Annotated in this window: 21 protein-coding genes and 1 tRNA gene; 14 read left to right on the plus strand and 8 right to left on the minus strand. The window is 47.3% G+C overall.

Features of this window, described 5'->3' with window-relative positions; all coding sequences use genetic code 11:
* The first annotated feature begins 102 nt into the window (after nucleotides 1-102).
* The 4 genes from J5W02_RS11350 to J5W02_RS11365 all read left to right on the plus strand — a co-directional run bounded on the left by J5W02_RS11350 (nucleotide 103) and on the right by J5W02_RS11365 (nucleotide 4407).
* Complete coding sequence (locus J5W02_RS11350; RefSeq protein WP_219965803.1) at nucleotides 103-1347, plus strand: homoserine dehydrogenase; 1245 nt, start codon at nucleotides 103-105, stop codon at nucleotides 1345-1347.
* Nucleotides 1348-1373: 26 nt separating this feature from the next.
* The gene (thrB, locus tag J5W02_RS11355; protein ID WP_219965804.1) at nucleotides 1374-2270 is read left to right on the plus strand and encodes a homoserine kinase; all 897 of its coding nucleotides are present in this window, start codon (nucleotides 1374-1376) and stop codon (nucleotides 2268-2270) included.
* Nucleotides 2271-2302: 32 nt separating this feature from the next.
* Nucleotides 2303-3523, plus strand: a complete 1221-nt coding sequence (locus J5W02_RS11360) for an aspartate kinase (protein ID WP_219965805.1) — start codon at nucleotides 2303-2305, stop codon at nucleotides 3521-3523.
* A 251-nt stretch (nucleotides 3524-3774) separates the two neighbouring features.
* Complete coding sequence (locus tag J5W02_RS11365; RefSeq protein ID WP_219965806.1) at nucleotides 3775-4407, plus strand: undecaprenyl diphosphate synthase family protein; 633 nt, start codon at nucleotides 3775-3777, stop codon at nucleotides 4405-4407.
* A gap of 439 nt (nucleotides 4408-4846) precedes the next feature.
* Here the strand turns inward: J5W02_RS11365 and J5W02_RS11370 are convergent, their stop codons facing one another.
* The 6 genes from J5W02_RS11370 to J5W02_RS11395 all read right to left on the minus strand — a co-directional run bounded on the left by J5W02_RS11370 (nucleotide 4847) and on the right by J5W02_RS11395 (nucleotide 7814).
* Entirely contained in the window at nucleotides 4847-5035 is a 189-nt protein-coding gene (locus J5W02_RS11370) for an H-type small acid-soluble spore protein (protein WP_219965807.1), read from the minus strand.
* 374 nt (nucleotides 5036-5409) lie between these two features.
* Nucleotides 5410-6309, minus strand: a complete 900-nt coding sequence (locus J5W02_RS11375) for a hypothetical protein (protein WP_219965808.1) — start codon at nucleotides 6307-6309, stop codon at nucleotides 5410-5412.
* A gap of 187 nt (nucleotides 6310-6496) precedes the next feature.
* A tRNA-Pro gene (locus J5W02_RS11380) sits at nucleotides 6497-6572 on the minus strand.
* Between the two features lie 173 nt (nucleotides 6573-6745).
* Nucleotides 6746-6928 (minus strand): hypothetical protein, encoded by a 183-nt coding sequence (locus tag J5W02_RS11385; protein WP_219965809.1) that lies wholly within the window; start codon nucleotides 6926-6928, stop codon nucleotides 6746-6748.
* 40 nt (nucleotides 6929-6968) lie between these two features.
* Nucleotides 6969-7190 (minus strand): hypothetical protein, encoded by a 222-nt coding sequence (locus J5W02_RS11390; RefSeq protein WP_219965810.1) that lies wholly within the window; start codon nucleotides 7188-7190, stop codon nucleotides 6969-6971.
* 15 nt (nucleotides 7191-7205) lie between these two features.
* Nucleotides 7206-7814 (minus strand): superoxide dismutase, encoded by a 609-nt coding sequence (locus J5W02_RS11395; protein ID WP_219965811.1) that lies wholly within the window; start codon nucleotides 7812-7814, stop codon nucleotides 7206-7208.
* A 131-nt stretch (nucleotides 7815-7945) separates the two neighbouring features.
* On the opposite strand from J5W02_RS11395, the gene J5W02_RS11400 reads away from it, so the two are divergent.
* The 3 genes from J5W02_RS11400 (at nucleotide 7946) to J5W02_RS11410 (ending at nucleotide 11995) form a co-directional block, all read left to right on the plus strand.
* The gene (locus tag J5W02_RS11400; protein ID WP_219965812.1) at nucleotides 7946-8746 is read left to right on the plus strand and encodes a M15 family metallopeptidase; all 801 of its coding nucleotides are present in this window, start codon (nucleotides 7946-7948) and stop codon (nucleotides 8744-8746) included.
* Nucleotides 8747-8824: 78 nt separating this feature from the next.
* Nucleotides 8825-10294 carry a glutamate--tRNA ligase gene (gene gltX, locus J5W02_RS11405; RefSeq protein WP_219965813.1) on the plus strand — a complete coding sequence of 490 codons (1470 nt, stop codon included), beginning with the start codon at nucleotides 8825-8827 and terminating at the stop codon, nucleotides 10292-10294.
* A 15-nt stretch (nucleotides 10295-10309) separates the two neighbouring features.
* Nucleotides 10310-11995, plus strand: coding sequence for a glutamine--tRNA ligase/YqeY domain fusion protein (locus J5W02_RS11410; protein WP_219965814.1), 1686 nt, complete (start codon nucleotides 10310-10312; stop codon nucleotides 11993-11995).
* Between the two features lie 39 nt (nucleotides 11996-12034).
* On the opposite strand, the gene J5W02_RS11415 is transcribed toward J5W02_RS11410, so the two are convergent.
* Nucleotides 12035-13042, minus strand: coding sequence for a biotin--[acetyl-CoA-carboxylase] ligase (locus J5W02_RS11415; RefSeq protein WP_219965815.1), 1008 nt, complete (start codon nucleotides 13040-13042; stop codon nucleotides 12035-12037).
* Nucleotides 13043-13176: 134 nt separating this feature from the next.
* Between J5W02_RS11415 and J5W02_RS11420 the strand changes: the two genes are divergently transcribed.
* From J5W02_RS11420 to J5W02_RS11450, 7 genes are read left to right on the plus strand one after another with little or no spacing between them, the layout of a single operon-like run.
* Entirely contained in the window at nucleotides 13177-13374 is a 198-nt protein-coding gene (locus J5W02_RS11420; protein WP_219965816.1) for a DUF951 domain-containing protein, read from the plus strand.
* Between the two features lie 43 nt (nucleotides 13375-13417).
* The gene (gene prfA, locus J5W02_RS11425; RefSeq protein ID WP_219965817.1) at nucleotides 13418-14512 is read left to right on the plus strand and encodes a peptide chain release factor 1; all 1095 of its coding nucleotides are present in this window, start codon (nucleotides 13418-13420) and stop codon (nucleotides 14510-14512) included.
* A gap of 3 nt (nucleotides 14513-14515) precedes the next feature.
* A complete protein-coding gene (locus tag J5W02_RS11430) occupies nucleotides 14516-15538 on the plus strand; it encodes an L-threonylcarbamoyladenylate synthase (protein ID WP_219965818.1) in 1023 nt (340 codons plus the stop codon).
* The gene (coaE, locus tag J5W02_RS11435; RefSeq protein ID WP_219965819.1) at nucleotides 15531-16136 is read left to right on the plus strand and encodes a dephospho-CoA kinase; all 606 of its coding nucleotides are present in this window, start codon (nucleotides 15531-15533) and stop codon (nucleotides 16134-16136) included. Before J5W02_RS11430 ends, coaE begins: the two co-directional genes overlap by 8 nt.
* Entirely contained in the window at nucleotides 16133-16729 is a 597-nt protein-coding gene (locus J5W02_RS11440) for a lytic transglycosylase domain-containing protein (RefSeq protein ID WP_219965820.1), read from the plus strand. Before coaE ends, J5W02_RS11440 begins: the two co-directional genes overlap by 4 nt.
* Complete coding sequence (locus J5W02_RS11445) at nucleotides 16722-18134, plus strand: aminopeptidase (protein WP_219965821.1); 1413 nt, start codon at nucleotides 16722-16724, stop codon at nucleotides 18132-18134. Before J5W02_RS11440 ends, J5W02_RS11445 begins: the two co-directional genes overlap by 8 nt.
* Nucleotides 18135-18176: 42 nt before the next feature.
* On the plus strand, nucleotides 18177-19187 hold the full coding sequence (locus tag J5W02_RS11450) for a hypothetical protein (protein WP_219965822.1): 1011 nt from the start codon (nucleotides 18177-18179) through the stop codon (nucleotides 19185-19187).
* 74 nt (nucleotides 19188-19261) lie between these two features.
* Here the strand turns inward: J5W02_RS11450 and pyk are convergent, their stop codons facing one another.
* A complete protein-coding gene (gene pyk, locus J5W02_RS11455) occupies nucleotides 19262-21019 on the minus strand; it encodes a pyruvate kinase (RefSeq protein ID WP_219965823.1) in 1758 nt (585 codons plus the stop codon).
* Nucleotides 21020-21248 lie beyond the last annotated feature (229 nt).

Here is a 21248-nt window from a genome sequence, read left to right on the forward strand (position 1 = left end):
GTTTAATTTGCGAGTTGATTGTCACACTGAAACGTGGTAAACTGTTAAAGTGTTTATTATCATTTTTTATGAGATTAGTAGAAATAGTAAGGGGTGCTACATATGGTAGAAATAGCTGTAATGGGATACGGTGTAGTTGGCTCCGGTGTGGTGGAGGTTTTGACCAACCACGCGGAGAATATTGCCAAACGTGCCAAAGAGCAAATTGATATTAAGTATATTCTGGATTTGCGTGAATTTCCCGGCAGCCCGTTTGAAAGCAAATTCACAAATTCATTCGATAAAATTCTGAACGACCCCGAAGTGAAAATTGTGGTGGAAGTGATGGGCGGTCTAAACCCTGCCTTTGACTATGTAAAACGCTGCCTCGAAGCGGGAAAAAGCGTAGTTACTTCCAACAAAGAACTGGTTGCAGCCAAGGGAGCCCAGCTCCTGAAAATCGCTCAGAAAAACAATCTGAATTTCCTGTTTGAAGCCAGCGTAGGCGGCGGCATCCCGATTATTCGTCCTATCAGCCAGTGCCTTGCGGCCAATGATGTGGTGGAAATTGCGGGGATATTGAACGGTACTACTAATTTTATTCTGACCAAAATGATCCGGGAGCAGATGACTTTTGACGATACGCTGGCTCTGGCTCAAAAGCTGGGTTATGCGGAGCGCAACCCGGCAGCGGACGTGGAAGGCCACGACGCGTGCCGGAAAATCTGCATCCTTTCCTCTCTGGCCTACGGCAGGCATGTCTACCCAGACCAAGTGCATACAGAAGGCATCACGAAGATCACTCTTGCGGACGTAGAGTATGCCGCAGTGTGGGGCGGAGTGGTCAAACTGATTGGACAGGTAAAAATGATGGAGAACGGAAAGCTTCAGATCATTGTCTGCCCAATGTTTATTCCTCGTGAGAGCCAGCTTGCCAATGTTGACGACGTGTTCAATGGCATCATGGTTCGCGGCGATTCTACAGGCGATGTCGTATTTTACGGCAAGGGCGCCGGAAAACTCCCGACCGCAAGCGCGGTTGTCGCCGATGTCATTGACTGCGTAAAGCATTTTAAGGCTAGAAAATATCTCTATTGGGAAGACGGCTCAAAGGATTATGTGGAAGACTACCTTTTGAATGAGGTTGCCATGTTTGTCCGCGCCGAATCGGACGACGAAGACCTTGCTTTTAAGAATATCAATCAGATTTTCGGCGGTGTTACCCGGCTTTCCCGCAAGAAGCCGGCCAATGGCGAAATAGCCTTCGTGACCGATGTTATGCGGGAAAAAGAGATTGTCGCAAAGCTTGCGGAATTGGAACCGCTTGGTGTAAACGTAAAGAATATGATTCGCATAGGAGATCTGTAAATTCATTTATAGGATGTTGATATGATATGATAAGAATTCAAGTGCCGGCTACCAGCGCAAATCTTGGTTCCGGTTTTGACTCGTTGGGAATTGCGCTGGACCTGTACAATCAGGTTTGGATGGAAGAATCCGATACCATTGATATTTCCAGTAAAGACGATATTCAGGTGCCGACAGACGAAAGCAACCTGATTTTCTGGGCCGCAAAGCAGGTGTATGAACGCTGCGGCCGTAAATTGCCGGGGCTGAAAATTATTCAGCTGAACAATATCCCGATGGCGCGAGGTCTGGGCAGCAGCTCAGCGTGCATTGTTGCCGGAATATCAGGCGCGAACCGTCTTTTGGGCGGGCCTCTTTCCGTACAGGAACTGATTAACCTGGCGGCTGAAATTGAAGGGCATCCCGACAATACCACGCCCGCCATTGAGGGCGGTCTTGCCGCCTCCGCTATGGAAGCGGGCAGGGTATACAGCGTAAGCGTTCCCGTTTCCGAAAAAATCCGTTTCGCTTTATTTATTCCGCCTTTTGAACTGAAAACGGAAAAAGCGCGCTCCGTGCTTCCAAAGGAATATTCCAGGAGTGACGCTGTATATAATCTTTCAAGGTCCGCGCTGATGGCGGCTTCGCTCTTTTCCGGCAAGCTGGAAAATCTGCGTGTGGCGGTACAGGATAAGATCCACCAGCCGTACAGAGCCAGTCTGATTGACCATTTGGACGATGTGTTCCGCCTGAGCTATGAGCTCGGTTCGCTCGGGACTTATGTCAGTGGTGCCGGCCCGACGATTATTTCCATGATTGACGCTTCCAGTACGGATGTTTTTGCTAAATATGCCGCAAACCATCTGGAGGAAAAAGGGATTACGGGCTGGGAAATTAAAATTCTGAATACGGATTCCAATGGTGCGCAGATTTCGATTGAATAATACTTTTACTTTAATATGGGGGATGGAACCGAATGAGTCTTATAGTCCAGAAGTTCGGCGGCAGTTCCGTAGCCAATGCCGAACGCGTTTATAATGTCGCGGATATCGTTACAAAAACCTATTCACAGGGCAATGATATTGTCGTCGTCGTTTCCGCACAGGGCGACACGACGGACGATTTAATTGCGAAGGCAAAAGAAATCAATCAGTATGCCTCCAAACGGGAAATGGATATGCTTCTTACTTCGGGAGAGCAGATATCCGCGTCCCTTCTCGCTATGGCAATTGAAAAGCTGGGCTTTCCGGTTGTGTCCCTTTTGGGTTGGCAGGCTGGTTTTTACACCAGTTCAGCCTATGGCAGCGCCCGAATCAAAAGGGTGGTGCCCGACCGCATCAAAAAGGAGCTCGACAAAAGAAATATCGTGATTGTAACCGGGTTTCAGGGAATCAATCGCTACAACGACATGACAACGCTCGGAAGAGGCGGTTCAGACACCAGCGCGGTTGCCATCGCTGCGGTAATGAATGCGGATCTGTGTCAAATCTTTACGGATGTGGAAGGTGTTTATACCGCCGATCCGCGTAAAGTGAAAAACGCGAAGAAGCTTGACTATATCTCCTATGATGAAATGCTTGAACTTGCGACTCTGGGTGCGCAGGTGCTCAACAACCGTTCTGTTGAAATGGCAAAGAAATATGGGATTCAGCTTGAGGTTATTTCCAGTATGACCAGAAAACCAGGCACAATTGTTAAGGAGGCAACGAAAGTGGAAAAAATGCTTATCAGCGGTATTGCAAAGGATGACGACGTGGCTCGCATTTCAATTATCGGAGTACCCGACAGGCCGGGCCTTGCGTTTAAAATTTTCTCAAAGCTTTCCGCAAAAAATATTAATGTAGACATCATTCTTCAGTCTGTCGGCAGAAACGGCACAAAGGATATCAGCTTTACCGTCAGCCAGGCAAACCTGAAGGAAACCATCGATATTCTGAACCCGTATGTTGAGCTGATCGGTGCGACAAGCGTGGTGTACGACGAGAATGTAGCCAAGGTCTCCATCGTAGGTGCCGGTATGGAAACACATCCCGGTACGGCTGCCCAGATGTTTGAGGCTCTGTTTGAAGCCAACATCAACATTCAGATGATCGCTACCAGCGAAATCAAAATTTCGGTTCTGCTTGACCGTTCTGACGCAGATAAGGCCGTCACCGCGGTTCACAATAAATTTTTCAGCGAAGCGCTGGAAGCGTAAGTTACCCTCCACTTTTAAAGATGAGTTAAAAAATAAGACCGCTGTCCTTTTGAAATGGACAGCGGTCTTTTGCGCATTTATCGGCAACTCTGTATAAGCAAATAGCTTTCGCATTACTCGTTAAATTTTAATTGCAAATATTTACCGGGAACGGGCATAATAGTACTATCGTTGCCCGTAATTGCAAAATGTCGCATCATAGAGTAAAGGTAAGCGAGCGCAGCAGCAGAATAAAAAGAAGGTAGATATAAATGGAATCATTCAGCAGGATACCTTCCCACATCGGAATTATACCGGACGGAAACAGGAGATGGGCGCAAGAAAAAGGATATCAAAAAAAGGACGGGTACCAGCATGGTATCACCCCGGGCTTTCAACTGTATGAAATACTTCTCCAATATGGTATAAAGGAAGCCACCTTTTATGGATTCACAAAAGATAATAACAAAAGGGCCAAAGACCAGCGGGAAGCTTTCACAAACGCCTGTGTGGATGCGGTCGAGCTTTTGAGCGGGAGAGATGCAAATCTTCTGGTTATCGGCAATACAAACTACCCGGCATTTCCGGAAGCGCTGAAACAGTATGCCAATCACAGAGTTCATTTTGGGCGGGGACTTATCAATATTAATTTTCTCGTAAATTATGATTGGGAATGGGATTTGAAAAGCCTGATGGAAAACAAGTGTCTGGCATCCCACGAAATTTCAAGGATCGATCTCATTATCAGATGGGGAGGGCGACACCGTTTAAGCGGTTTTCTGCCGGCTCAGTCGGTTTATGCCGATTTGTATATCATTGATGATTATTGGCCTGACTTTAAAACGTCGCATTTTCTGGACGCTTTAAGGTGGTACCAAGACTGTGATGTAACTTTAGGCGGCTGAGCATTTCCCAGATGGATACAGATCGAGCAGCTTTGATTACACCTGATGGCTTGCATATTTGGGGGAATACAATGCTGAAAGTCCTTGTACCAGAAAACGGTATGCTCCTTTTCTATGGAACAACATAAGCAGATGACTTATTTGCAACTATTCCTTATATAGCTTATTATTAGTTTATAGGAATACAGGTAAACCAAAAAGGCTATCGACAAAAGTCGACGGCCCTTTTGGTCGTAGCGAGACTTGAACTCACCAACTTTTGACCCCAGTCAACGAATGACCCGGTGTTCATGTGAGTTTGCGCTATGCAGATCCTGTGCGCCCGCCGAAGCTGGACAGACCAGCGCAGCTCAGGCGGTGTAGGTCAAGCAGGATACGGCGCTGCCTGGCGATTTATTTTAATGCTGGTGGGCGCTCCTTTATCATCAAAGAATACTTTTTACTGTGCTCTATTCTCTTCTAGACTCGATAAAGGCACGTTAAGCTTGGTAACTGGCTCATTAAGGAAATGAACGATGCAGGATTGACTTGATTCATTTAAGTTTTCCATATAAATTTTGGTACCGTTATAGGTCACATCCGCCATAACGGGTGAAGAAATAATTTCTTTTGCACGTTGCTTATCCATAAACACACCCCCCATATTTGAATATCGGTAGTATGTCATTTTATTAAGCATTCATTCATGGTGTTTTACGGAGGAATAGACAACAGCACAAAATAAATATATAAAATACTTAGTGGCATCGGATTAATTTTCTGGTGCGGCTTTTTTGTTTTGCAGATATACTTTTAATCATAATCTAGTCCATATAAAAGTGTCCAAAACAGTATTTTTTAGGCTTTTACGGCCTGAATAAAATAAAGAGAACCCGCATGAACACTGAATTTTTCAGCATTTATGCGGGCTTTAAAATGGTCGGAGTGAGATTATAGGACTTGGAGAAATCCAGATAATACCAATGACTTGCAGGCAGTAGGCAAGCAGTATTTCGTTAAAAATCATTTGTTATGAATTTCAAATTCTTTTACGATGTTTGAATATTCATTTTCTTCATCACGAGAAAATACACTTCTAAGAGCTTTCTGAGCTTCAGAAAATTGATCTACATATGTATCAAAAGTATCAAACGGTTGAAGTGCGATTTTACTTTTCCTTAACTTTTTCAGCTCTCTAGTACTTTTGGAAAGATAGGCATTACATGTAAGATTGGTAATTTTAATTATATTGTCAATATCATCTTGGTCGTGTTGAAATCCTATGGTATTTTGTAGCGCAACTAGATAGTTGCAAACAGCATTTTTAAATAGTTCTTCGTCTTGAACTTCAATTTCATTTTCTATCATAGAACGAAATACTGTTTTCCAATTATCCAAATCAAGGCATATCGTACGGTACTTGTTCAGCAGTTGTAAAAAGAAGTGGTATACTGTGCTTGAAATTCGTTCTAACCCCGCATACTGAGGAGTGAATGGCATGGAATCCCTTAATAAGAATTCTATCTTGTCTTCGGTTCTAATTACTAGTGGTGTGGACAATCCTGTTGGAATTCCGTCTATTAGTTTGATAAGCTCTTCCGATGCTGCTTTGATGAACTCCTCTTGTTTTTTCGGCTCTATTGCTTGGTATTCTGCAATCTTTTCTTTGAAAACCTTAAAAACCTGTGGAATAATCGGTTTCATTGATTCAGCATATACTGTATAGGATGCCATTTCACTAAATAGCTCGGTTCTAAAATTTAAATTGAGAGATTCCACAGCAGAACGAAAAGCAATTATTGCACGTTGCACTGTAAATACATCTGTATCAGATTTTTCGATTTTGTAAACAAGTATACCTGAAAAAATTGATAAGGAAGCTATCAAATTGGCAACCGTTGCGATTTCAGACCAGGGCGACATGATTACATTCCCCCATCCCTAAATTATCTTTCATTTTAGCAATATTATAACACAAAACATAATAATTGTCATTCAGTTTTATTTTCTTTAAGTATAAATATAAAAGTCAAAGTAACTTTGCGCCTATTAACCCGTCTAGCTACAAACATAGCAAAAGGCCGTCGATAAAAATCGACGGCCTTTAAAATGGTCCGAGTGGCGAGACTTGAACTCACGGCCTCTTGACCCCCAGTCAAGCGCGCTACCAACTGCGCCACACCCGGAAACAACGATAATTAGTATATCACAACATCCAAGGTCTTGCAAGTAAAAAGTTATATTTTAACCGATAAACCGGCAAAAAATCTCACAGCCTACTTTTGCTTCGTGTTTGCGGAAAAAAGCAGCCGCGAATTAATAAAGAAACCGGCATCAGAAAACTCTGAAGCCGGTTCCGCTATTCTTCCTCTTCTTCCGGTACATTGTGCGGCGACTCGTGTTTTGCAAAATTTTCGTACTGATATTTTTCCGCCTGGTAACGCTGGGAAACAGGCTTTGAATTCAGATATTCCTGAACTTTAAGGTCGTTTGAGAAAAGCATGCTGAATTCCAGCGGAAGATGATCGGACTTATCTTTCATAAATTCACCCCAAATGTTATTTTCTTCATTAAAAGTGGATTCATGCGCCGCTGCTTTTCTGTTTAGTTGACGCTGCCGGATTTTGCAAAGGATTGTCTGAACAGCTTGAAGAATTAGCGGTAGCCAGCAGTGTCAGCTGATCGCCGATGGCCGTAAACAATGCGGCCAGCACGATCAGCTCGTCGTTTGTTACACACTGAGCGATCTGAATGGAAATCGCGGCGGCAAGCGCAATAAGTTTTTCACCGTAACAGTTATTCATCAAGACTCAGCCTTTTTAATAATGATTTTCTATTCTGGACCAGTCAAGTACATTGAACCAGTTTTCGGCATAATCACCCCTCAGATTTTTGTATTTCAGGTAATACGCATGTTCCCAGACATCAACCAGAAGGATGGGTTTCAGGCAGGTTTTTAAAAGAGTATCCTGATTTGCAGTGGATAAAATGGTCAGCTTGCCGCACGGATCGGCAGCCAGCCACGCGTATCCGGAACCAAAGCGGTTCACCGCGGATTCCTTTAACGCTTTCTTGAAATTGCCGAAGCTCCCAAAGGCTTTTTCCAGTGCACGCATCATTTTAACACTGGGTTCATGATTATACGGCCCCATGATATTAAAATAGAAGTTATGATTGTATACGCCGCCGCCATTGTTGATGACCGCGGTCTGAATACATTTAGGGAGCCGGTTTGAGTTAATCAGCAACTCTTCAAGGGTCATGCCGTGAAGCTGCGGGTACGGCGCCAGTGCCTCGTTTAAGTGGTCCACATATGCTTTTAGGTGCCTGTCATGATGAATTTCTACAGTTTCCGCGTCGATATAGGGTTCCAGTGCATCGTATGCATAGGGAAGAGGCAGCAGCTGAAACGGGTAATGGTCATTCATAAAACATCATCTCTTTGTTCCAAATAATATATAATACGCAGAATTAATAGGGTTGACAGAAAAAGGAGGATGCATTTTCATTAAGGTTTGTATTATAATAGATATGATTCGTTTTAATAGGTGGTAAAAGGATGTATCAAGAAGAGGACAAATTTAAGAAAACATTATCCGCATTTGCGGTTATACTCGTGGAGCTCGCCCTGATGGCGGCGACTACCATGGTTTTTGTTATGGCTTTTGAACGTGTGGACACAAAAAACACAGACGTAAAGCCAACCGCCGGCAGCAGTGCTCCGGCTTTTTCAGCAGCACAGTTTGTGCCTGCGCAGTCAAACCAGTCTGCTGCCGAACAGTTCAGGCAGCCGGATGATTGGAGGCTTGTTCTGGTCAACTATGAACATCCCCTTCCCGATGCTTTTAAACCCCAGATCGTCAATGAATTCAATGTAAATATGGACGCGAGGATCGTTGAGCCTTTCCGTCAGATGCGTGATGCTGCGTTGAAAGACGATATTAAGCTTTGGCCTTCATCTGGTTACCGCAGTGACGAGAAGCAGCAGCAGCTTTATTCGGAAGAAATTGAAGCTTTTTATAAATCCGGTATCAGCTATGAGGAGGCGGTCAGCAAAGCTTCTAAGTCGGTTGCGCCTCCGGGGTCCAGCGAACACATCACGGGCCTTGCAATCGACGTGAACGGCGTACTGGAAAATTTCGGCGACACCAAAGAATTCCACTGGCTTGAGGAGCATGCGCAGGACTATGGATTTATCCTTCGCTACCCTGAGGACAAGCAGGAGATTACTCACATTAAATACGAGGCATGGCATTTCCGTTATGTCGGTGTTGAAAATGCAAAGAAAATGAAAGAAATGAATATGTGCCTTGAGGAATATGTGGACTATTTCAATAAAAATCAAACTGCTTCTCATTGAATATTACCCTCGAGTTTGGTATAATGAACCAATAGACATGTTTCTGATTTCATAAAAACGAGAGGGGTCTATCAATCAATGCAGCAAAATACAGTAAGGACAAGGTTTGCGCCGAGCCCGACCGGCTTCATGCATGTCGGCAATCTCCGTACAGCCTTGTATGAATATTTAATTGCAAAATCGCTCGGCGGCACATTTGTACTGCGTATTGAGGATACAGATCAGGAAAGGCTTGTAGAGGGCGCGGTAGACGTGATCTACAATACGCTGGAGAAGGTCGGCCTGAAGCATGACGAAGGACCAGATGTCGGCGGCGAATACGGCCCGTATGTGCAAAGCGAACGCAAGAATATTTATAAGCCGTATGCCGAACAGCTCGTCAGAGAAGGCAAGGCTTATTATTGCTTCTGCACCAAAGAACGGCTGGATGCACTGCATGAGAGCAAAGAGGACGGAAGCTTCTCCGGCGGATACGACCGCCATTGCCGTGATTTGCCCAAGGAGGAAATCGACCGCCTGCTTCAGGCAGGTACTTCATATGTTATCCGCCAGAGGATGCCGATTGAGGGCTCCACTACTTTTGACGATGTGGTTTACGGCTCCATTACGATTGAAAACAAGGAATTGGAGGATCAGATTTTAATCAAATCCGACGGTTATCCGACTTATAATTTTGCAAACGTGATTGACGACCATCTGATGAACATTACCCATGTTGTCAGAGGCTGCGAATACCTGACCTCCACCCCGAAGTATAATCTGCTGTATCAGGCTTTCGGGTGGGACGTGCCCACTTATGTGCACCTTCCGCTGATTATGGGTAAAAATGAGGACGGCAGCGTATCAAAGCTTTCCAAACGCCATGGCTCCACCGGCTTTGAGGATCTGATGAGGGAGGGTTATCTGCCGCAGACCATTGTCAATTATATTGCTCTGCTGGGCTGGTGCCCGAAAGAAAACCGCGAGCTGTTCACGCTTCCGGAACTTGTGCAGAATTTTTCCATCGACGGCATCAGCAAATCGCCTGCCGTCTTTGATTATGATAAACTGACCTGGTTTAACGGGGAATATATCCGCTCTATGTCGGAGCAGGAGTTTATTGAAAACGCCATGCCGTATTTCAGAGAGGTTTTTGGGGATGCGCAGATCAACTGGCAGGTACTTGCTTCTATTTTGCAGCCACGCGTGACCAAGTTTACACAAATTCCTGAAATGATCGGATTTTTGAAGGAATTGCCGGATTACCCGGCTGATTTCTTTGTGAATAAGAAGAGCAAGACCAACCTTGAAAATTCGGCCCAAATGCTGAAAGAATCCATTGCCGAACTGCAGAAAACGGACGACTGGTCGGCAGAGGGACTTCATGATCTGCTGATTGCGCTTGCACAAAAACTGGAAGTGAAAAACGGTACCCTCCTGTGGCCGGTACGCATTGCGGCTGCGGGAATGACGGTCACGCCCGGCGGCGCTATGGAAATCCTTGCGATTTTGGGCAAGGGGGAATCCATTCGCAGGCTTCAGATCGGTCTTGAAAAATTACAGGCATAAGGAGCGGAAAAAACAATGAGTGACGAAATAACCGTTGCCGGAGAAGCGGAAGCTTCCGGAAATTTTATTCATACTTTTATCGAGGAAGACATTGCCCCGCAGGGCAGGTTTGAAGGCAAAAAGGTGCACACCCGTTTTCCGCCCGAACCGAACGGCTACCTGCACATCGGTCACGCCAAAGCGATCTGCATCGACTTCGGTACCGCGGAAAAATTCGGCGGTATCTGCAACCTGCGCATGGACGACACCAACCCGACCAAGGAAGACACAGAGTATGTCGACGCCATTCAGGAGGATATTCGCTGGCTGGGCTTTACCTGGGACGACCGTTTCTATTATGCCTCTGACTATTTTCCGAAGATGTATGAGTTCGCCGTCAAACTGATCCGGGAAAATCTTGCCTATGTCTGTGAGCTGACTCCCGATCAGATGAGAGAGAACCGGGGAGACCTCACAAAACCGGCAGTCAGCCCGTACCGTGACAGACCGATGGAAGAAAGTCTCAGCCTGTTCGAACGGATGAAAAATGGGGAATTTGAAGACGGAAAAATGACGCTCCGCGCAAAAATTGATCTGGCTTCCGGAAATTTCAACATGCGCGACCCTGTAATTTACCGGATTAATCATATGAATCATCACCGTACCGGGGATACCTGGTGTATCTATCCTATGTATGATTTCGCGCACCCCATTGAGGACGCGCTGGAAGGGATTACCCACTCGCTGTGTTCTCTGGAATTTGAGGATCACAGGCCGCTTTATGACTGGGTGATTAACCACATTGATCTTCCGGACAAGCCAAGGCAAATCGAGTTTGCCCGATTGGGAATCAACAACACGGTGATGAGCAAGCGCAAGCTTCGTCTGTTGGTGGAAAATAATTATGTCAGCGGCTGGGACGACCCGCGTATGCCTACGCTCTGCGGGCTTCGCCGCAGGGGCTATACACCGGCTTCCATTCGGAATTTCTGTGAGCGCATCGGTGTTTCCAAAGTCAACAGTACGGTGGAGTACGGATTTTTGGAACACTGTCTGCGGGAAGATCTGAATCAGAACGCGCAGCGCACGATGGCGGTGCTGAATCCGGTCAAGCTGATCGTGACAAATTATCCTGAGGATAAAACCGAAGAGTTTGAAGTGGAAAACAATCCGGAGCGTCCGGAGGACGGCACAAGGACGGTTTCTTTTTCCCGTGAGCTGTGGATAGAAAAAGAAGATTTTATGGAAGAGCCGGTAAAAGGTTACTTCCGTCTTTTCCCGGGCAATGAAGTGCGTTTGAAAACCACCTATATTGTTCGCTGCACAGGCTGCAAAAAAGATGAAAACGGGAATGTCACCGAGGTTTACGCGGAGTATGACCCGCTGACCCGCGGCGGAAATACGCCGGACGGCAGAAAGATCAAGGGCACTATCCACTGGGTTGACGCAAAAACCGCCGCCGACGCGGAAATCCGTCTTTACGACAGCCTGTTTACCGTTCCGGACCCGGAAGCCGGGGATTTTCTTACTCAGCTGAACCCGGATTCTCTAAAAGTGCTGACCAGCTGCAAGGTGGAGCCTTCCCTTGCCCGCACGGAAGGAACCCATTCCTATCAGTTCATGCGTCAGGGCTATTTCTGTCAGGATAACCGCGACAGTACGCCGGAGCATCCGGTGTTTAACCGCTGCGTGTCTCTGAAAGACAGCTTTAAAAAGAAATAAGAAAAGGAAAAGCCCGCTGCTATTAAAGCAGCGAGCTTTTTATGTCTGTCCGTAGATTCCCTGCACGGTGACCTCTCCGGAGTTAATGGAAATCAGGCTTCCGTTCCCGCACCGGACAACCAGTTCTCCGGCTGGGGAGATATCCACCGCCGTCGCGGTGAGGGGCTCCTTATTTCGGACAAATCCGACAGTTCGGTTCAGGGAAACACAGAGCGTTTTGTATTCCGCAAAAATTGCTTCCGGACGATCTGTGTAGTCACTCAGAATCCTTTCAAATTCACTTAGAATTTCCTGCAGCAATTCTACTCGGGCAACCGGTTTGCCGCATTCCACACGCAAGGAAGTTGCCTTTACAGACAACTCTTCCGGGAAATTTTCTGTGTTCACATTAATACCAATGCCAACGACGACATATTCAATCCGGTCAATTTCCGCAGCCATTTCCGTCAGAATGCCGCAGACCTTTTTACCGCCGATCACAATGTCGTTCGGCCATTTAATCATGGCCGGGGCTTTTGTCAGTTTCCGGATTGACAGGCAGACGGCAAGTCCGGCCAAAAGTGTAATGTTCGTTACCTGTACAGGCAGACTGTCCGGACGCAACAGCACCGAAAACCAAAGCCCTGTGCCCGAGGGGGAAGCCCAGACGCGCCCAAGACGGCCCTTGCCGCCGGTCTGCTGCTCCGCTATAAACAGACTTCCGTTCGAGGCACCCGCAAGTGCCTGACGCTTTGCCTGTGCGTTGGTAGAATCAATACTGTCAAAGCAAAAAACATTTTTCCCCATAGCTTTTGTTTTTAAACCGGAAAGAATGATTTCCGGCGAAATGGTATTAGGAGAGAAAACCAGCCGGTAACCGCGGTTTGTGACGGATTCAATTTCGTAGCCGCTGCTGCGCAGGGTATTGATATTTTTCCAGATTGCGGTGCGGGAGACCAGCAGCTGTTCACTGAGCTCTTCACCGGAAACATATTGCTGATGGTTCTGCAGGTATTTTAATACTTCGTCCTTCGTAGACATGCAATCACGGCCTTTATCTTTAGTCATAAGCAAATTATAACCTTTTTTAAAGTGTGCAGGCAAGCAAATATGAAAAATATATTGTAGCTTGGGCGGCATAAGTGATATACTATATCATATATGTTCAAAAGAAAGTATAAGCGGAAAGCGGGGTGCTTAACATGGATGTCAGACCGGGTGATGTTTTGCAGATGAAAAAAGCACATCCATGCGGAAGTAAAACCTTTCTTGTCCTTCGTTCCGGCATGGATTTTAAAATTCGCTGCACCTCCTGCGGGCATGAGATCATGGTTCCAAGATTAAAGTGCGAAAAAAACATTAAAAAGATCATCAGGGAAGAACCGCAGCACGAATTGTAGCTCCTTTATTTCTGTTTTAAATAATGAATAAAGGAGAATTACGATGTTTGATAATTTGGAAGTTTTTGAAAGACGGTATGAGGAACTGAACCAGAAACTGTATGATCCGTCTGTTTTATCCAATCAGATCCTGTATACCGAATTGATGAAAGAGCATAAAAATATTACCCCCATCGTAGAAAAGTACAGGGAATACCAAAATGCCGTCCGCTCTATGGCGGAGGCACGGGAACTGTTAGAGGACGGCAGCCTTGACAGGGATTTGAAAGAAATGGCCGACGAGGAGTTCCAGATCGCGAAAGCGAATATTGAGCGTTTTTCGGAAGAGCTGAAAATCCTGCTTTTGCCGCGTGACCCCAATGACGACCGAAATGTTATCGTTGAAATTCGCGGCGGTGCCGGCGGTGATGAGGCGGCCTTGTTTTCAGCGGTCCTTTACCGGATGTACAGCATGTATGCCGTGACAAGGGGATGGCGTACGGAAATACTGAACGCCAATGAAACGGAACTCGGCGGCTTTAAGGAAATCAGCTTTATGATTACCGGCGACGGGGCGTATTCCCGCCTGAAATATGAAAGCGGCGTACACCGCGTCCAGCGTGTGCCGGAAACGGAGACGCAGGGCAGGGTACACACTTCCACCGCCACGGTTGCCGTTTTGCCGGAAGCCGACGAAGTGGAAATTGAAATCAATCCTAAGGACTTGCAGATAGACACCTTCCGTTCCAGCGGAGCGGGCGGTCAGCATATCAACAAGACCTCCTCCGCCATCCGCATTACCCACCTGCCGTCCGGCATGGTGGTAGAGTGCCAGGATGAGAGAAGCCAGTATAAAAACAAGGACAAGGCAATGAAAGTTTTGCGGTCCAGACTGTATGAGCAAAAGCTGGAAGAGCATGACGCAAAGATTGCGTCCGAGCGCCGTTCACAGGTGGGTACCGGCGACCGCTCCGAGCGCATACGCACCTATAACTATCCGCAGGGCCGTATGACCGATCATCGGATCGGCCTGACGATTTACCGTCTGGACGATATATTAAATGGAAGTCTCGATGAAATTATAGACGCTTTGATTACGGCGGACAGAGCCGCGAAGCTTCAAAACACCATAGACAACCAATCGGAAGAGAGAGAATAAGCAATGCAGACCCTTAGGCTTAATGCAAGTAATCAGGAAGATATCCGTACCGCTGCCCAAATTCTCAGGGACGGCGGTCTTGTTGGCATCCCCACGGAAACGGTGTACGGCCTTGCCGCCAACGCGCTGGACGGAAAAGCGGTCGCCGCCATTTTCGCCGCGAAGGGCAGACCGATGGACAACCCCTTGATTGTACATATTTCTGATTTTGACCAGATTTATCAGTTGGTTCGCGAAGTAACGCCCGAAGCTAAGAAACTGGCACAGGCGTACTGGCCCGGCCCGATGACCATGATTCTGCCAAAGTCGGACATCATTCCAAACGAAGTAAGCGCCGGGCTCGACACGGTTGCCATCCGCTTTCCGTCCCATCTGGCTGCAAAGGCACTGATCGACGCCGCCGGAATACCGCTTGCCGCGCCTTCCGCCAATCTTTCCGGACACCCCAGCCCCACGACCGCCGGACATGTCCTGAACGATCTGGACGGAAAAATTGAAGCGGTGGTAGACGGCGGGCCCTGTGGGGTCGGTTTGGAATCGACGGTCGTTACATTAGCAAGTGATCCTCCGCGTCTGTTAAGGCCGGGCGGCATTACCCTGGAGCAGCTTCGCAGTGTTCTTGGAACGGTGGAAATGGACAGCGCGGTGCTGAATCCGCTAAAAGAAGGCGCGCGTGTTTCTTCTCCGGGTATGAAGTATAAGCATTATTCACCGAAAGCGAACGTAATTATCATTGACGGCAGTTTTGACGCATATAAAAATTATGTAAATAGCCACGGCGGCGACCATACCGCTGCCCTGTGTTACAGCGGGGAAGCGGCGGAGCTGGCGGTACCGACCGTCTGCTACGGCGGGGAGGACGATTACGGCGAGCAGGCACGCGAACTTTTCGACGCATTGCGGAGGCTGGACGAAATTCATGCAAAAACCGTTTATGCACGCTGCCCGGAACCGAAAGGCGTAGGTCTTGCCGTTTATAACCGCTTGATCCGTGCGGCTGGATTTGAGGTGCTTCATCTTGACTGATCTGGTAATCGGACTGACCGGCCCGACCGGCGCAGGAAAATCCACCGTGGCCGCCGCTTTTCAAAAAGCGGGCTGTCTGGTTGTTGACGCGGATCGGATTGCCCGCCTGACAATCTCGGACGAAAAATGTCTTTCGGCATTAAGAGCCGAATTTGGGAATGATATTGTCGGGGAAGACAACCGGCTCAATCGTACTCTGTTGGCTCAGCGCGCTTTTTCCGATAAAAAAAGCACACAGCGGCTGAACGCGATTACCCATCCGCTGATTAAAGAAGAAATTGTACGCCAAATTAATGAATGTCGTAAAAAAGACGCAAGAGCGGTCATTCTGGATGCTCCCCTTCTGTTTGAAAGCGGGGCGGACTCGCTTTGCACGGTTTCCGTTGCCGTGACCGCGCCGGCTGAAGTCCGGCTTTACCGGATTGTAAACCGCGATTCCATTACCCCCGAACTTGCCAAAGCAAGAATGAGCACTCAGCAGGACGATGCGTATTACCATTCCCGCGCACAATATCTGATTGATGGCACTTTAAGCATCAGCGACACCCAAATAAGAGTGAATCAGCTTTTAGAGCAGATTATCGGAGATTATGAATGAAACTATTTAAGAAAATCCTTCTGGTCGCCGCGGCGGCAATCATTTTGCTGCTGGGTTATTTTGTGTTAAAACGTGGGTATACTTTTTTCATGAAAAGGGCGTATCCTCTTCACTATACACAGATCGTTGCAAAAGAGGCTGCGGCTAATCAGCTGGACCCCGCCTTGGTTTATTCCGTCATGAAAGCGGAAAGCAACTTTGACCCGAACGCTCAGTCACATGCCGGAGCCATTGGACTGATGCAGATGACACCGGATACCTTTGAGTGGGTGCAGACTAAGCTGAAAAGCGATACGAAATATTCGAATATCGACCTTTATACGCCGGAAGTCAATATCCGTTATGGCTGTAAGCTTTTATCCCTTTTATTTGAGCGGTACAGCGAAAAGGCTACCGCCCTGAGCGCGTACAACGCCGGAATCGGTACGGTAAACAATTGGCTGAAAAATCCGGACATCTCCAAGGACGGCGCAGTTCTGGAGTATATTCCCTATGAGGAAACGCGCAATTACGTAGATGCCGTTTTAAAAAACTATGTTAATTATAGGAAACTATATCAATTTAACAACAAGGGAGAAATGATTGATGACTAAAAAATATGAAAAGGACGAATTGAAAAAGCTGGCAGAGGAGCTTCTGCTCAATCGCAGAAACGGCTTTTTTCAGATGGATGATGAAACGTTAAAAATGGCCGATGATTTTTGTGAGGATTACAAAGCGTTTCTGGACGCTTCCAAAACAGAACGTGAAGTGGCTGTTTTTGCATTGCGGGCAGCTGAAAAAGCCGGATTCGTACCCTTTGATCCCGACAAAAAATATCAGCCCGGCGACAAGGTTTATTATAACAACCGCGGGAAGGCTGTCATTCTTGCAGTAATCGGCAAAAACGGCTGCAAAAACGGTGTGCGCATCGCGGCCGCCCATATTGATTCGCCAAGGCTCGATCTGAAGCCCCATCCGCTTTATGAGAAAGACGATATCGCCTTCTTAAAATCCCATTACTACGGTGGAATTAAAAAATATCAGTGGACCGCCATCCCGCTTGCCATGCATGGGCTTGTCGTGCGTAAGGACGGCGTATCCGTGGAAATCCGTATCGGCGAAGAGCCGGGTGAACCGCAGTTCTGTGTGACCGATCTTCTGCCGCACCTCAGCTCCGAACAGATGGAAAAGAAGCTTTCCAAAGCGATTGAGGGCGAAAATCTGAATATTGTATCCGGCAGCCGCCCTGTCAGAGCCGACGAGGGCGAAAATTTGGTGAAACTGAATATTATGAAGCTCATTCATGAAAAATACGGAATGACGGAAGAGGATTTTGTTTCCGCGGATATTGAGTTTGTTCCGGCATTCAAGGCTTCCGATATCGGCTTTGACCGCAGCTTGATCGGCGCTTACGGCCACGACGATAGAGTTTGCGCTTACCCTGCGCTGATGGCTGCACTGCACGCTGATACGCCGGAAAGCACCATCCTTACGGTTCTGGCCGACAAGGAAGAAATCGGCAGCGACGGAAATACCGGCCTGAATTCCCAGTTTATGCATTATTTTATCTCCGATATGGCACAGGCCGAGGGCCTTGAACCAAGACATGTTTTAAGCATGTCCAAGTGCCTTTCCACCGATGTAACGGCCGCCTATGACCCGAATTACGCCAGTGCGTACGAACCGACCAATTCCTGTTATATCAATGACGGTATCGGCATGTCCAAGTACACCGGTTCCAGAGGAAAGAGCGGTTCCAGTGAGGCGACAGCGGAATTCGTTGCGGAAATCAGAAATGTTTTTGAGCAGAACGGCGTACTCTGGCAGATCGGTGAGCTGGGCAAGGTTGACGCCGGCGGCGGCGGCACCGTTGCGTTATATATTGCCAATCTGAATGTGGATGTTCTGGATGTCGGTGTCCCCGTACTGTCCATGCATTCTCCGTTTGAAGTTGTATCAAAATTGGATGTTTATATGACCTACAAGGGAATAAAAGCATTTTATGAGGCAAACTAAAAAAAGAAGACTGTCTGACTTCTGAATATAGGAGGGACTGATATGAACCCGTTCGTATTATTGCTCAGGAAACGGCTGGCCGTTTTTTGCGCCTTACTGGTACTGACGGCCGGAATGGGCCTGCTTACGGCCTGCCGATCAGGCCCTCCAAAAGACGAAAGTTCCGCGGCGGACAGCCGGGCGGCTCTGTCGGACAGCGAGACTGTGCAGCAGAAATCTCTTTCATCATTGTCGGCTGAACAGGGCAGGATCGAATCTGATCTTCAAACGATCCTGTCTTCTCCTTTGCACAGTTCCAATCCGAACGATTATATCATTGCCCATCAGCAGGAGTATGAGCGGATTGTTAAGCAGGGTGAAACAGCTCTCAATTACCTGCTCGGTGAATTCAAAGACGGCAGGTCGGAAGGTCTTCGCGGTGAAGTGATGAAGGCAATCTGCATGGAACTGCTGGGCGACAAAAACAACGTGCCGGAGGGCAGCTATGAAACGGCTCAGGAGTGGTACGAAAAATTTGTTCCCTTGGAACCCCGTTCACTGCCTAAAACAGACTGTTGGGAAAAAACACAGGACGAAGTACTGAATTTTGTTTACACCGCAGCCTTGAATAAATATGACCCTCAAAAAGAGGATACCGTTACAATCGCTGCTCCAGTTCTTTATGGAAGCGAGACACAGGGCACAGCGGTTCGGGCTTTTGCCACGGTCTATGTTCAGGATTTTCAGGTCATCGGCAATACGGTCTGTGAACGGTCGGGGGCGGTGATCCCCGCGGCGATCTCAGGAACTCTGAGCACTGACGGTCGGACAGTATCGTGTACCGGTTATACCCAAGCGAAAGATGGCAGTGACTGGGCGCCTTCCATCCGCGAATTCTGCGGAGCACACAAGGACATAGCGGAAAAAATGATTGCCGGTTATTCTGAAGATGATTTTCAAACGCTAATGAAAAAGAACCTGCAGTACTATCTGCAGTCGGCCGGAATCACTCCGGCATATTACAGCGACTCCATTGAAAAGGTTAGTTTTTCGGATTACCTTTCTGAACGTTAGACACAATAAAAACAGCCTGACCCGTGTTGGAGAAACACAGATCAGGCTGTTTTTTACATGTTGGTTTGTGTCGGTTATTTCAGCGGGCATTCGATTCCACTGAATACAATCCCACGGGCGGCGTCCAGTGTAACTGCGGTTCCGCTTTTTAGAATTTGTACCGCATTCTCCGCGGCGACGATCACTGGTTTGTCAAGCGTCAGTCCCACGATTGCGGCGTGGGAATTCATTCCGCCGAATTCAGTGATAATTCCTGCCGCGCTCTTAATGATATGCAGAATTTTGTTGCTGGTCTGTGGAATGACAAGAATGTCGCCGTCTTTGAAATTGCAGATGGCCTCATCTTCATCCGCACAGACACACAGGTTGCCGCACACAGCTCCTTTAGTAACGCCAATGCCTGATACCAGCACGTCGCCGACCAGCTGAACCTTCAAAAGGTTCGTTGTGCCGGAAACGCCGAGCGGTACTCCGGCGGTGATGACCACCAGGTCGCCGTTTTTGACGAGTTCCTGGCTGCGGGCCACGTCCACAACGTGGTCAAATAATTCGTCGGTGTTATCTTTTTCATCCACCATAATCGGGACAACACCCCAGGAGAGGTTCATCTGGCGCTGAACAGTGCGGTCTGTGGTTCCGCTGATAATCGGACATACCGGGCGGTATTTGGAGATCATCCGGGCAGTTCTGCCGGATTTTGTTACAGTAATAATGGCCACCGCGCCAAGATCCTGTGCGGTGGTGCAGGTGGCGTGAGAAATAGCGGAGGTAACATTGGGCTGTTCGTTAAAATCACGTTTTTCAAAACGGCCTTTATAATCGATATCCCGTTCCGTACGCTCCGCAATGGTTGCCATTGTTTTTAAGGAGAGAATCGGGTAGCTGCCCGCGGCGGTCTCACCGGAAAGCATGATAGCGCTGGTTCCGTCGTAAATGGCGTTCGCAACGTCAGTGGCCTCCGCTCGCGTCGGCCGGGGATTTTTAATCATGGAGTCCAGCATCTGGGTAGCTGTGATTACCTGCAGCCCGGCGTTGTAGGCTTTTTTAATCAGCTTTTTCTGGATGACCGGAATTTCCTGCAGCGGGATCTCTACGCCAAGGTCGCCTCTTGCAACCATGATGCCGTCCGATACCCGAATAATATCGTCAATATTTTCCACGCCGTCCGAATTTTCAATTTTAGCAATAATGCGGATTTTATGGCAGTTATGTTTTTCCAGCTCAGTTCTCATATCAATGATGTCTTTTGCGCTGCGTGTGAAAGAAGCGGCAATAAAATCGAAGTCCTCCTGTACGGCAAAGGCAATATCTTCTTTGTCCTTTTCGCTGATAAAAGGGAGGGAAAGCTTGATGCCCGGTACATTAATTCCCTTATGAGCGGAAATGGTTCCGCCGTTGACAATTGTACAGTGAACGTCGGTTTCAGTACAGGAAAGCACTTTCAACTCGATCAAGCCGTCGTCAATCAGAATTCTTGCCCCCGCAGAGACCTCCAGCGGAAGACGGTCAAAAGTAACGGAGGCTATGGTTTCATCACCTACGATATCCCGGTTGGTGAGCGTAAAGCTTTCTCCGGCTTTCAGCGTAATTTTAGGCTTGTTAAAGTCCCTGACACGAATTTCAGGCCCTTTGGTGTCCAGCAGAAGGGCTACGGGAAGGTTCAGTTCGCTGCGCAGCTTTTTTACGGCGTCCGCACGCACCTTTTGTTCCGCACTGGTCTGGTGTGAAAAGTTCAGTCGGGCGACATCCATGCCGGCGAGCATTAACTGACGAAGTACGTCGATATTATCTGTCGCAGGGCCGAGAGTACAAATGATTTTTGTTTTTCTCATGTTTTAAGACTCCAATCCTAACGAAAAAATAGAAATTAAAAATTTACCCATTTTATATGATAGTATATTTTATGAGATAAATCAAATGAATTGGAAGATATTGTATACTAATCTGAAATTAAGAAAGCGGTTGAAATTATTTGATTTAAGTTATACAATTATTATCATAACCACAATACCGATTTCCTCTCATGAAAAGGAATGGTATGATGCTGTTGCGGTTAAACGA

The organism is Caproiciproducens faecalis, assembly GCF_019448085.1.
Taxonomy (GTDB): domain Bacteria; phylum Bacillota; class Clostridia; order Oscillospirales; family Acutalibacteraceae; genus Caproiciproducens; species Caproiciproducens faecalis.

Excerpts from the sequence above, each read along its gene's own strand:
- J5W02_RS11420 (WP_219965816.1), top strand. The coding sequence starts at position 13,177 with ATGGATGTCAGACCGGGTGATGTTTTGCAGATGAAAAAAGCACATCCA.
- J5W02_RS11375 (WP_219965808.1), bottom strand. The coding sequence starts at position 6,309 with ATGTCGCCCTGGTCTGAAATCGCAACGGTTGCCAATTTGATAGCTTCC.
- J5W02_RS11440 (WP_219965820.1), top strand. The coding sequence starts at position 16,133 with ATGAAACTATTTAAGAAAATCCTTCTGGTCGCCGCGGCGGCAATCATT.
- J5W02_RS11360 (WP_219965805.1), top strand. The coding sequence starts at position 2,303 with ATGAGTCTTATAGTCCAGAAGTTCGGCGGCAGTTCCGTAGCCAATGCC.
- J5W02_RS11430 (WP_219965818.1), top strand. The coding sequence starts at position 14,516 with ATGCAGACCCTTAGGCTTAATGCAAGTAATCAGGAAGATATCCGTACC.
- J5W02_RS11390 (WP_219965810.1), bottom strand. The coding sequence starts at position 7,190 with ATGAATAACTGTTACGGTGAAAAACTTATTGCGCTTGCCGCCGCGATT.
- J5W02_RS11350 (WP_219965803.1), top strand. The coding sequence starts at position 103 with ATGGTAGAAATAGCTGTAATGGGATACGGTGTAGTTGGCTCCGGTGTG.
- J5W02_RS11400 (WP_219965812.1), top strand. The coding sequence starts at position 7,946 with ATGTATCAAGAAGAGGACAAATTTAAGAAAACATTATCCGCATTTGCG.
- J5W02_RS11370 (WP_219965807.1), bottom strand. The coding sequence starts at position 5,035 with ATGGATAAGCAACGTGCAAAAGAAATTATTTCTTCACCCGTTATGGCG.
- pyk (WP_219965823.1), bottom strand. The coding sequence starts at position 21,019 with ATGAGAAAAACAAAAATCATTTGTACTCTCGGCCCTGCGACAGATAAT.
- J5W02_RS11415 (WP_219965815.1), bottom strand. The coding sequence starts at position 13,042 with ATGACTAAAGATAAAGGCCGTGATTGCATGTCTACGAAGGACGAAGTA.
- J5W02_RS11365 (WP_219965806.1), top strand. The coding sequence starts at position 3,775 with ATGGAATCATTCAGCAGGATACCTTCCCACATCGGAATTATACCGGAC.
- J5W02_RS11450 (WP_219965822.1), top strand. The coding sequence starts at position 18,177 with ATGAACCCGTTCGTATTATTGCTCAGGAAACGGCTGGCCGTTTTTTGC.
- gltX (WP_219965813.1), top strand. The coding sequence starts at position 8,825 with ATGCAGCAAAATACAGTAAGGACAAGGTTTGCGCCGAGCCCGACCGGC.
- J5W02_RS11385 (WP_219965809.1), bottom strand. The coding sequence starts at position 6,928 with ATGAAAGATAAGTCCGATCATCTTCCGCTGGAATTCAGCATGCTTTTC.
- J5W02_RS11395 (WP_219965811.1), bottom strand. The coding sequence starts at position 7,814 with ATGAATGACCATTACCCGTTTCAGCTGCTGCCTCTTCCCTATGCATAC.
- J5W02_RS11410 (WP_219965814.1), top strand. The coding sequence starts at position 10,310 with ATGAGTGACGAAATAACCGTTGCCGGAGAAGCGGAAGCTTCCGGAAAT.
- thrB (WP_219965804.1), top strand. The coding sequence starts at position 1,374 with ATGATAAGAATTCAAGTGCCGGCTACCAGCGCAAATCTTGGTTCCGGT.
- J5W02_RS11445 (WP_219965821.1), top strand. The coding sequence starts at position 16,722 with ATGACTAAAAAATATGAAAAGGACGAATTGAAAAAGCTGGCAGAGGAG.
- prfA (WP_219965817.1), top strand. The coding sequence starts at position 13,418 with ATGTTTGATAATTTGGAAGTTTTTGAAAGACGGTATGAGGAACTGAAC.